We start from the raw sequence: 11029 nt of genomic DNA, 5'->3' as shown, positions 1-11029 counted from the left end.
CAGGAAGTCGCTGATGACGGGGTCCGTGCCTAAACAAGGCCTGCAGAGAAAGGCTAACCAAAAGCTGATTGGCGATCTTGGCCCAAGACGGTTGTGTCTGAAAAAGTCTTAAAGGAAGGCCTAATGACAGGTTTGGTGAAAAATGAGCCCTTGATTGTGCTCGCGGACGAAGATCTTTCCCACATTGATTTTTACCAGCAAGTTTTGAGTGAGAGTGGATATTGGCTGCGTTCGGTTGCGACGCCCGCCAAGTTAATGACCATTCTCCAACAACATCCGGTGAACATTCTTGTTATCAGCATGGACTTTCCGTTTGAAGATGGCGGTTCATTTGCCCAGGAAGTTTCCAAGATCAAGCAATTACCGACCTGCCGCAACACGCGAATTGTGATGACGAGTAGCCAGTTTTCTGCTGAACAAAAACAACAGGCGTACCGAAGCGGTGGTGCTGATTATGTGGTTTATCCCATCGCCCCAGAGGAACTGTTCCTGAAAATGTCGACACACCTGACGGCGGGAGCAAGAAACAACGTCGCCAGTGCGTTGAGTAGAAGCTTCAATGTGCTGTCTGAGTCTAATCTGTCGTTGTATCCCATGATGGCGACGGCGCTTAGCTGCGCCCAGATGCTGAATCAAACCTCCCTCAGCAACAAGCAGGCGCTGTATTTGGATAGCCTGACCCGCGCCCTCAAACGCACTGGGGTGATCTGCGATAACCTGCGGGATTTCCAAGAGCTTTCTTCGCACTTTCTCTCGCTGGAAAATACACCCTTCGACCTCGACCAATTGCTGGAAAGTTTGCGTGAGTACCTACTCAGCGAGGCGGAGAGCCGCGATGTTGAACTTCTGTTCAATGTGCCACTGGACGTGCCACGTTCCTTGGTGGGTGACCCGGACAGATTGCGCAGAGTGCTGCTGAACCTTATTGATGAGGCCATGATTGTCGGTGAAGGCAGCCCCATTATTCTCAGCATCAAGTCGGGTCAATTGAACGATAACAGTGCTGTGCTGGAATTCGCCATCAACCAGAAAGTGACGGACGACGAGCAGATGTTCGACGATCTGGAAGAGTTAAACGAACGCCTGCTGATGTCCAAGTCGGAAGTGGATGAATCCATCAACCTGCTGATTGCATCTTGCTTGATTGAGCAAATGGGCGGGCAGGTGCATGATGAAATGGATGACAGCGAGCCTGGTGTTTATTTCAATCTGGAGTTGCAACTGGCAAAAGCTACGTCAGATAAGAGCTTCTCTGTGCCTGTCGATTTACGTGAGCTTCGCGTTCTTATCGTGGATGACAACCCTTCTTCCATCGCGGTGCATCAGGCCATCATCGAGTCGTTGGGCTTTGATGTGGATGCTGCCAGTGATGTAGACAGTGCGTTCACCGCTATTATGGAAGGGCATCTGGATTTAGAGCTGGAACCTTATGATCTGGTATTGCTTGATTGGCACATGCCTGGGAAGAAGGGATTCCATCTGCTAGAAAAAATCAAAGATGACCTTGAGCCTGAGAAACACCCGCTGGTGATTGTGATCAGCGCGTATGACAAGAAGAAAATCGACAAGGAGCGCGGTCAGGGCAAGATTGATGGCTACCTCCATAAACCTATTTCTGCGTCAGTGATGTTCGATACCATCATGGAAGTGATGGGGCAAAACTTGCCCAAAACACACCGACGTGTCATCGGGGCCAAACAGTATGGCTCGGCAGTCACTGTCAACGGCGGCGGACGCCGGATTTTGGTGGTGGATGACATGCCCATCAATCAGCAGATTGCCCGAGAGGTCTTAATCAGTAACGACTTCCAGGTGGAATTAGCCTCTTCCGGCCGTGATGCTGTGGTCAAGGTTTGTCCTGCACCAGAGCTATACGACGCCATTTTGATGGACCTAGAAATGCCAGAAATGAACGGACTGGAAGCCACCCGGATCATCCGTGAAACTTCTGACAAAGAAAGCTTACCGATTTTTGCGGTGACCGCACATACCATGGAGCGTGACCGTCAACGTTGTTCAGAAGCGGGAATGAATGACCATATTCCCAAGCCGCTTGATGCTGACAACTTGCTGCAAAAGCTCGCTGGGTATCTTGGACTTGCCGTCACCTCGGTCTCCATTCAGGAAGGGGAAGAGGCCAGTCAATCGACTGAATACGAATATGTCGATGTGGAGGATGGCATCAAACGTGTGATGGGGAACGAGGCGCTTTATTTCAAACTGCTGAGTGACTTCGTCCATCAAGCCAGAGCGCAGGAGAATCAGGTCTATCAACAAATTGAAGCGGGGCAGCTGACGGAAGCGTCGGAAAATGCTCACACCATTGCTGGCAGCGCGGGCAACCTTTCAATCGTGGGTTTACGCCGCTCGGCCAAACAACTGCAGAACGCCCTGATGGCTCTGGAAGATTATCAATCGCCGCTCACCCACTTTAAGCGCGACATGGACAACGCGATAAAGGAAATTGGGGAGATTTTGCTGAGGCATCATCAAACCGCTATCCCACAGAGCCTGTTGAACGCTGAAAGCGCAAAGAACACGTCATCAAGCTCAGCGACGCCGGATGTGGATCAGGCAAAACTTTCGCGCTTAAAAGTCTTCAAAGACCAGATGATGTCGCAAGACCTGATAGCGATCGATACCTATTATCAGTTGCTGGTCGACTACTGCGATTTGGCACCCAAGTTGAAACCCGTGGGCGATAAATTGATTGAGCTTGACTATGCCAAGGCGTTGACAGCATTCAACGCTTACATCAAAGAAAACAAACTGGATATCCCATTGGCTGATGAAAAGGGAGCAACGCATGCACGCTAATACCACTGCTCCAGATAAAGATACAGTTCTGTTGGTCGATGAATCACCAAACAGTATCCGCATCTTAAACGCCATTTTGGGTGAAGAATACCGGGTGATTTTTTCCACCTCGGGCGCAACAGCCAAAGTGTTGGCGAAGGCTGAATCACCCAAGTTGATCCTGATGGATGTCGAGTTGCCTGATATGGATGGGTTTGAACTCTGTCAGTATTTTAAAACTGAACCAGGCACCAAAGATATCCCTGTCATTTTGATCACTGAACATTCAGAAGATGAAGGCCGGGAAATGGGGTTGAAAATTGGTTGTGCCGATTACATTTCCAAGCCAGTGTCACCCGCAGAAGTCAAACTGCGCATATACAACCAACTTCGTATTCGTCGCAATGAAGAGTTGATCATGCAGCGAGCGCTCTACGACTCGCTAACCGGATTAGCGAACCGTAATCTCACACTTGATCGGCTGCGCTACGCCATCGCTCACGATCTCCGCAGGGGCTTAATGACCGGCGTGATGCTGGTGGATATCGACAATTTCAAAATCATCAACGATACACTGAGCCATGACGTGGGCGATCAGGTGTTGGTAGAGTTGTCTCGCCGAATTGTGAAAACGGTGCGCGAAATAGACACGGTTGGTCGTGTGAGTGGCGACGAATTCCTGATTGTCCTTCCCGGTTTGCATCAGACAGAAAATGCCTGCCAGATCGCCAGCAAACTGCGCAAGGCTATTAACAAGCCAATCGAGATCACAGGTGGCGGTGAAGTGCACATCACTGCCAGCATGGGGATCTCGCTAAGTCCATTGGACTCAGATGATTTCAAGCGTCTCTTTGGTAATGCTGATATTGCGAAACATCAGGCGAAAGAGGGCGGAAAAGACAGCTATCGCCTGTTTACCAGCGAGATGAATGACAACGTCCATCGCCGTTTGAGGCTTGAATATCACCTGGTTTGGGCGCTCTCCCGCGGGGAGTTTTCTTTGGTGTACCAGCCATTGTATAACCTGAACACCAACCGTATATCTGGCGCAGAAGCATTGCTCCGATGGAACAACGACGAACTGGGTTCTGTCGCGCCAACCGAGTTTATTCCTATCGCAGAACAGTCAAACCTCATCTATGAAATTGGCAAATTTGTTCTCGATACTGCCATGAACGACTTTGCATCACTGACAAATAAGGAAGGGGATTTACTGCATCTGGCCGTCAACATTTCCCCACAACAAGTCAGGCAACCGCAATTTGTTGATGACTTCACCCAAATCATGGAAAAGCATGAGTTCGCAGCCGAAAGACTGGAGTTGGAGGTGACGGAAGGGCTACTCCTCAGCAATCAACCGAACGTCAAAGAGATGCTGAACACTCTGCATGATTTGGGCACGGAGCTGTCGATGGATGATTTCGGGACGGGCTATTCCTCTCTCAGCTACCTGCTTCAGTTCCCTTTCGATGCGCTGAAAATTGATCGTGAGTTTGTCGACGGTATTACGGACGTTGAATTAAATGAAGCCCTCGCTACCGCCGTTATTTCTATGGCTCAAGGGCTGAAGATCAAGACGGTTGCCGAAGGTGTAGAGACGGAAGAGCAACTTGAGATGCTCAAGTCGAAAGGCTGTGATTTAGCACAGGGCTACTATTTGAGTCGTCCGTTAGATATTGAAGGGTTGAAGGCGCTCTTAGGCGACAGTCAGGCTTCACCGCTCGGAGATACTGCAATTGAAAGTTCGACGGATGAATCAAAGACTACCTGATCGCGATCAGTGATTAGATTCAAAAAAAGGGGGCAATGGCTCCCTTTTGCTTTTGAAGACGATGAGCATTCGGTAGCGAAAGGAGAGGCTACTTCAACCATCCGGCGACCGTTTGTACTGGATCGCCGCCACCTTGTGGCGTCAGCCAAACGGCGATTGCTGATGGCTTGGCGGCGACCTTGTTATCCAGCGTAAACTGCCAGTTATGCTGCCCTGGTTTAGTGCCGAAATCTACCACCACAAAATCATGCTCCAAAGTTCTGCCGCGGTTTTCACCACGTTGTACCTTGGTTTCAATATCCATGGCGAGCAACGCGAATTGTGCGTTGAGGTGCGCATTGCCTTCGTAATTCACACTGAGAATATTGCCGTTAAGAGATGCTTTTAGTGCGGGTGCTTGAGGGCCGCTGGCATAAGGAACGGGCTGTCTAGCGAAAAAGCCCCGCCATTCCTGATCGTTGATAAACCATCCTGGGGTATACACGCCACTGGCACGGCTTTGAGAGACCTTTTGTCGCTGCCTTTGACTGAACTCAGGCTTGGCGTATTTATCTTCCCAGCCAATGTAATTCCAGTAATCCACATGAAACGCCATAGGAATCACACTCTTCCAAAGCCCATCTTTCCGTTTGAGCTTGTTAAGCGCGGCTTCTGCCGGAGGGCAACTGCTGCATCCTTCTGAAGTATAAAGTTCAACCACAGTGGCAGGCGAACCGTTGTTCTCCCAAGTTTGTGCTGAGAGTGATAGCGGAATAGCAGCGGAAGAAAGCAAAGTGAGGGTTAACATTCGACGCATAGCAGTTCCTTTGGGTATGAGCTCCTTAATAGAGACCCGCGGGCGTGTCAGTCGCTTTCAACTTTTGAGAAACCTTGTGCCTTTCTGTTTGTTTTACGAGTCTTTTGTCTAAGCTGGATGCTAGGGGCCGTTGACCTTTGGTTAACGCCTAAAAACTTTGGGTATTAAGGAGAACACCATGAAACTGCTTGCGATTATTTTCTTCACGCTGTTTCTCGCCAGCGGGTGCAAAATCACCAGTATTGAAGGTGAAACGGACGATGTCGAAATCAAAGTAAATTCCAAAGACGACGACTACGGCGATAAGGATGGTCACCCAGACGGCAAATTCTGCCCGCCAGGACAAGCCAAGAAAGGGCGGTGCTAACAAAGGTTGGATATGAAGGTTTCAACCGATAGTTACGTGGTTGTGATGACGACGTTTGCAGATGACAATATCGGCAAACGTATTATCGAATCTCTGCTGGAAAAGAAACTGGCGGCCTGCGTTCAGGTGCTACCCATTCAGAGTTACTACCATTGGCAGGGGAAGATAGCGTCGGATACAGAAAAGCAGGTGATGATAAAAACGAAAAAGTCACTATATCAGGATGTCGAAGCTGAAATCTGTCGGTTGCATGATTACGATGTGCCCGAAGTGATACAGCTGCCTATTGAAGCGGGTTTACCTGCTTACCTATACTGGATTTCTGAAAGCTGCGAACAATAAAAAACCTCTGTTGTTTGAACAACAGAGGTTTTTTATTCATTTGAATACAGAACTTAGAGCTGGATTCTGTAGCCAAGAATGAGGCTGAGATTTTTCTCGGTGTCGTCGAGTTTTTGGCCACTATTCACGGAGCCTTCCTGCTTACCTTGGGTATAACGGAGGCCTACCATCAGATTAGAAAAATTGCCGTCAACACCAGCACCCCAGCGGAAACCATCCCCTGTCGCATCGTCGCTGCCGTTGTAAATTCTGAGTGACGAATAGCCAACCAAACCATATACATCCAGTGAACTTTCAGTACCCATGTGGAATCGTTTACCTACTGGAATATTGGCAGAATATGAGTAGTCTTCTTTGTAACCACCGTAGGTCTTTTCGAAGTCATCGTTGTTCAACAGTGCGAATTCGAGTTCACCGCCAAGAAAAAAATTGTTATCTGCGATGTTTTTGGCACCAACATGTACGGCAATTTTCTCGCCTGTTTCATCAGCAAACTCGTGCGCTCCAATGCTTCCTGCAATGTAGAAATCTTGTTCATTCGCTTGTACAGCACTTGATGCTAGTACCGCAAATAGCAAGCCGGTTCCCAATTTCATTTATTAATTCCTTTCCCTAACCAGTTATTACGCTATTGAAATAGCGGCCATCAAATGTAATTCCTGTTCAAATTACAGGAATAGGAAAAGGGTAATTTGTATCTTATTTAATAAAGGAAAAGCTTTGTTTGTATCTATATTAATTTAAATGCATTGCACTGATATGCAAAAGGCGGGTTTGTATTAATTAATATTCAAACACTGCCTAGTTAATTACTATTTCTTTAATTCAATTTGATGTGCTTCTGACCAGTTCCTCAAGTCATCAAGAATCTTTAATGCAGACTGGCCGAACTCTGTGAGCTCATAACTAACAGCAATAGGACGATCACTGATCACCTTGCGTAAAACCATGCCCTCACTTTCCAACTCCTTAAGTCGCTGGTCGATCATCTTTTTACTGGCACCGCCCAATTGACGGGCGAGATCATTAAAACGGACAGGGCCATCTTTTAAATGGTAAATGATTGAGCCTTTCCATTTACCGCCAATCAGTCGCATAGCACGCTCAATCGCACAGGGCTCCGTGCATACATTGGTCGCAGATTTCCGGCCGCGACTGTCAGTTTCTATTTTCGCTACCAACTTAGAATGCCTCGCTCTCAATACTAGGTTACAAAAAGTAAACTGGTTGAAAAGAGGGTGAAGGTTACCATAATTAACCACATAATACATTCTATACCCAAACAACCTGAAGATGCCGGATTCAGCGAGTTTGACTGGTGTTGTGATCGCGGCGTCCCTTTGTAGGTGTAGTCACCTCCATCAAAAAGGGACAACAAAGAGCACGACGCCAGTCAACTCGCCCGAAGGGAGGCCCTCAATGCGCCCACTTCAAGTTAAATTCCACGGAAATAGAACGACTATTCCTCGCGAAATTTGCCTTGAATTGAACGCATTGAGGGCCTCTGAATGCGAGCATCTTCAGGTAGTTTGGGTATATACCCTTGCAGACTGGTATGCCGATTTTTGTAGGGGGGACAAAGGGAGTTCACCATGACCGATAAAATCAAAATCGACATTGTATCTGACGTAGTATGCCCGTGGTGCATCATCGGCTACAAACGCCTAGAGAGAGCTATCGATGAGCTGGGTATGCATGATGTTATCGAGCTGGAATGGCAACCGTTCCAACTCAATCCTCATGTGGGACCGGAAGGTGAGAATTTGCGAGAGCACTTGATGGGTAAATACGGCATCAGTCGGGAAGACAGCGACCGTAACCGCCAAAATTTGACGCAGTTGGGTCAAGAGCTTGGCTTCCAATTTTCATTTTTCGATGAGATGAAAACCCTGAACACCCGCGATGCACATATTCTTTTGGAATACGCAAAAGAAAAGGGGAAGCAAACGGCACTCAAGCTGCGTTTGTTTGATGCTTACTTTTCTGAGAAGCAGGACATTTCGAACCGAGATACTTTGGCGAAACTGATGGAAGACGTAGGTCTAAGTGCCGAAGTGGGCATGGTCAAACTAGAAGACGCCAAAGCAGCCAAAACCTTCAGCGACACTCAGAATTACTGGCGTGGCCTTGGTGTTTCCTCTGTTCCAACAATCGTTTTCAATCGCGAAAGTGCAGTGACAGGCGCTCAACCTGTCGACGTGCTAAAGCAGATATTGAAAGAATTGGATTCTTAATATTGAGAAAGTCGGCGCATAGATCGTTCATTAGAATGCTCTGAATTTTAATATGACACGGATGTGACTATGAGTCTGTCAGACCACCCTCTCTGGCGTAAGCCCCAGCATCACTTAGACAGCGAAAAATCCAGCGATCACGTTCACTGGCTTGAGCTGTTCTATGACTTGGTGCATGTGGTTTCTATCTTCGTTCTGGGCAATTACCTTAGCCATCACTTGAGTGTGGAAGGTTTTGCCATCTTCGCCATGCTGTTTGTGGTGGTGTGGTTCGCCTGGTTTGATCTCAGCCTGTTTAACTCGCTGTACGTGAGTACAGATATTCGCCACCGATTGGTGATGGCAGCACAGATCTTAACGGTGATGTTGATGACCTCGTCAATCCATTCGATTGACCACGGTGGCTGGGCGTTTTTTGCTGTCGGCTACGCCCTAAACAGGTTGATCATCGCCTATCTCTATCGCCGGGCAAGGAAAGTAGGGGATTCTGAATCTTCACTACCCTGTGAAATGTCACGTAACTACGGGATTGCATCTGCCATTTTTGCAGTGAGTGCTTTCCTTCCTCAGCCTTACGGTTACATCTTGTTTGGCATTGGTATGGTGGTGATCTGGGCGCTGTTTGTCATGCCAAAGATTGGCATTGTTCGACATGAACGTCTGGTACCGAGATTGGGTCACATGGCAGAGCGTTTTGCCCTTTTACTGCTGATTGTCGTCGGTGAGGGCTTCTTCAAACTGATCATCACTTTGTCAGAATACGGCGTCTCCAACGTGTCGCCGGATGTATTTGTTAACTACATTATCGGTGGTTTTTCATTGCTGGTGATGTGTTGGATTTACTTTGATTTTGCAGGCAACGGAAAACCACGAAGCACAGATCCAAAAACCATGATGCAGTGGACGTTATCTCACCTCTTGCTCATGTTGTCTGCGGTATGTGTGGGTGTGGCTTTGTCTGCTGAAGTGAAAGTGGGCTTCTGGGATCACTACCCTTTTAAGTATGCAGTCATTGGCTGTCTTGGTCTGGCTGGCTATCTCTATGCGTTGCTTCTTATTCAGAATGTGATTGAAGAGCGTACGGCACACCAATTTGCGACCGCTAAAATCCGCATGGTGGGCATTGGCCTATCCTTTGTGGCGCTAGCGATTGTCGCTTTTGTTCCGGCACTCATCGGCAACTTCGTTTGGGGTGCAGCACTGATTTCTCAGGCGGTGATCCCAATGCGAAATGCTTATGTCGCGATATCAGCGGCCGATACGCAAGCCAAAACTGAAGTGGAAGATGCGGGTTAATGCAGGTGCAAGCGGTCGACAAAAAGCTGCCGGAATCCATCACGCCTTTTCAAATCGCGGTGCTGGTGCTTTCTGTATTTGTCGTGCTTTCGCTGATGGTGGAAATTCTGTTCCCACTCTCTGCTGAAACGCGACAGATCCTGCTATATGTAGACACCCTGATCTGCGGGGTGTTCTTCATCGATTTCGTTCAACAGTTCCGCGCAGCAGAATCCAAGCTGCAATATATGAAATGGGGATGGCTGGATTTGATTTCCTGCATTCCTTTGATGGACGTGAACCAATTTGCCCGTATTCTTCGTGTGGTGCGTCTGGTTAGGGCCATCAAGTCGATATCCATGATTACCCATGCCATCAGTGAAAATAAAGCGTCGTCCTCACTCCATTTTCTGATTGCGACTTCGCTGATCATGATGGTGTTTGGTTCTATCTACGTGCTTTCTCTTGAGCGCGGCATGCCGGGCGCAAACATCCAGACGGCGGCAGACGCATTTTGGTGGACTTTCATTACCATCACGACCGTAGGTTATGGCGATTTCTATCCCGTGACTTTCGAAGGAAGAATTGTCGCCATTATGCTGATCACTATGGGGGTGGGCATGTTTGGCAGCTTTACCGCGGTGTTTGCTTCTTGGCTGATTGCTGAGCCGAAGGACAACAACTCGCCGGCATTGGAAGCTGAAGTGCAATCACTGCGAAAAGAAATTCAGGAGCTAAAAGCGCTGCTGAAAGACAACAAAGGCGTCTAACCAGACGCCTTTATTTTTCGTGTAAACAGCCCTTCTTATCGTTGGGTCAGTGCCAACTTGATACCCAGCCCGACAAACAAGGTTCCCGTTACCCGGTTAAACCAGCGGATAAATGCAAGCTTTGCCAAGGTTTGCTTCATCAACTTTGCCGCACCACCATAAAACATCAAAGAGCCAAAAGAGATCGCCATAAAGCTCAGCGTCATGATGAAAAACTGCGGTGCGACAGGCGCGTTGGTATCCAGAAACTGCGGAAAGAACGAAGCAAAAAAGACGATGGCTTTAGGGTTGGTTATCGCCAGTAGCAAACTTTCGCCAAAGTAATGGTGATAGCGCTTATTCGGTTTTTCACCCTCTTCAACTTTTGAATTGCCTATTCGACTTGAGCGAAAAATCTTGATGCCAAGGTAGATGAGATAAATGGCGCCTATGGCTTTAAAGACAGTAAAGACGAGGGAGGATGTCATCAAGAGTGCGCCCAAGCCAAGCATAGACACCACCGAGAGAATGAACAGCCCGACGATATTGGCAAAGCTTGAGGTGGCAACCACTGACATTTTTCCCGCGAGACCATTACGGATGGCCAGCAAAATAGCGGGCCCCGGGCTGGTGACATAGAAAAATGAAACGAAAAGATAAAGCAGAAAAGTCTCTAGCTGCATGAAAAGCACTACTCCC

Annotated in this window: 11 protein-coding genes; 7 read left to right on the top strand and 4 right to left on the bottom strand. The window is 48.1% G+C overall.

What is annotated here, in order from left to right; all coding sequences use genetic code 11:
• Positions 1 to 123: 123 nt before the first annotated feature.
• Positions 124 to 2817, top strand: a complete 2694-nt coding sequence (locus QL223_RS12350; protein WP_281544914.1) for a response regulator — start codon at positions 124 to 126, stop codon at positions 2815 to 2817.
• Positions 2807 to 4567, top strand: coding sequence for an EAL domain-containing response regulator (locus QL223_RS12345; RefSeq protein WP_281544913.1), 1761 nt, complete (start codon positions 2807 to 2809; stop codon positions 4565 to 4567). Before QL223_RS12350 ends, QL223_RS12345 begins: the two co-directional genes overlap by 11 nt.
• Positions 4568 to 4655: 88 nt before the next feature.
• On the opposite strand, the gene QL223_RS12340 is transcribed toward QL223_RS12345, so the two are convergent.
• The gene (locus tag QL223_RS12340; RefSeq protein WP_002542089.1) at positions 4656 to 5363 is read right to left on the bottom strand and encodes a DUF1223 domain-containing protein; all 708 of its coding nucleotides are present in this window, start codon (positions 5361 to 5363) and stop codon (positions 4656 to 4658) included.
• Between the two features lie 178 nt (positions 5364 to 5541).
• Between QL223_RS12340 and QL223_RS12335 the strand changes: the two genes are divergently transcribed.
• Both QL223_RS12335 and cutA read left to right on the top strand, forming a co-directional pair.
• Positions 5542 to 5730 carry a hypothetical protein gene (locus QL223_RS12335; RefSeq protein WP_002542087.1) on the top strand — a complete coding sequence of 63 codons (189 nt, stop codon included), beginning with the start codon at positions 5542 to 5544 and terminating at the stop codon, positions 5728 to 5730.
• 12 nt (positions 5731 to 5742) lie between these two features.
• Complete coding sequence (cutA, locus tag QL223_RS12330) at positions 5743 to 6072, top strand: divalent-cation tolerance protein CutA (protein ID WP_002542086.1); 330 nt, start codon at positions 5743 to 5745, stop codon at positions 6070 to 6072.
• A 53-nt stretch (positions 6073 to 6125) separates the two neighbouring features.
• Here the strand turns inward: cutA and QL223_RS12325 are convergent, their stop codons facing one another.
• Positions 6126 to 6668 carry an outer membrane beta-barrel protein gene (locus tag QL223_RS12325; RefSeq protein WP_002542084.1) on the bottom strand — a complete coding sequence of 181 codons (543 nt, stop codon included), beginning with the start codon at positions 6666 to 6668 and terminating at the stop codon, positions 6126 to 6128.
• Positions 6669 to 6884: 216 nt separating this feature from the next.
• Positions 6885 to 7253: a helix-turn-helix domain-containing protein gene (locus QL223_RS12320; protein ID WP_039850580.1), complete on the bottom strand. Its 369-nt coding sequence runs from the start codon at positions 7251 to 7253 to the stop codon at positions 6885 to 6887.
• 411 nt (positions 7254 to 7664) lie between these two features.
• On the opposite strand from QL223_RS12320, the gene QL223_RS12315 reads away from it, so the two are divergent.
• The 3 genes from QL223_RS12315 (at position 7665) to QL223_RS12305 (ending at position 10351) form a co-directional block, all read left to right on the top strand.
• Entirely contained in the window at positions 7665 to 8306 is a 642-nt protein-coding gene (locus QL223_RS12315) for a DsbA family oxidoreductase (RefSeq protein WP_281544912.1), read from the top strand.
• A gap of 69 nt (positions 8307 to 8375) precedes the next feature.
• A complete protein-coding gene (locus QL223_RS12310) occupies positions 8376 to 9602 on the top strand; it encodes a low temperature requirement protein A (RefSeq protein WP_281544911.1) in 1227 nt (408 codons plus the stop codon).
• Complete coding sequence (locus QL223_RS12305; protein WP_002539798.1) at positions 9602 to 10351, top strand: ion transporter; 750 nt, start codon at positions 9602 to 9604, stop codon at positions 10349 to 10351. Before QL223_RS12310 ends, QL223_RS12305 begins: the two co-directional genes overlap by 1 nt.
• Positions 10352 to 10386: 35 nt before the next feature.
• On the opposite strand, the gene QL223_RS12300 is transcribed toward QL223_RS12305, so the two are convergent.
• Positions 10387 to 11013, bottom strand: a complete 627-nt coding sequence (locus tag QL223_RS12300) for a LysE family translocator (RefSeq protein ID WP_281544910.1) — start codon at positions 11011 to 11013, stop codon at positions 10387 to 10389.
• Positions 11014 to 11029: the final 16 nt, after the last annotated feature.

Origin of the sequence: Grimontia sp. SpTr1 (genome assembly GCF_947387585.1) — a bacterium.
GTDB classification, from domain to species: Bacteria; Pseudomonadota; Gammaproteobacteria; order Enterobacterales; family Vibrionaceae; genus Enterovibrio; species Enterovibrio indicus.
Note: the sequence above shows the minus strand (reverse complement) of the source record. Positions and strands in the feature narration are given on the sequence as shown.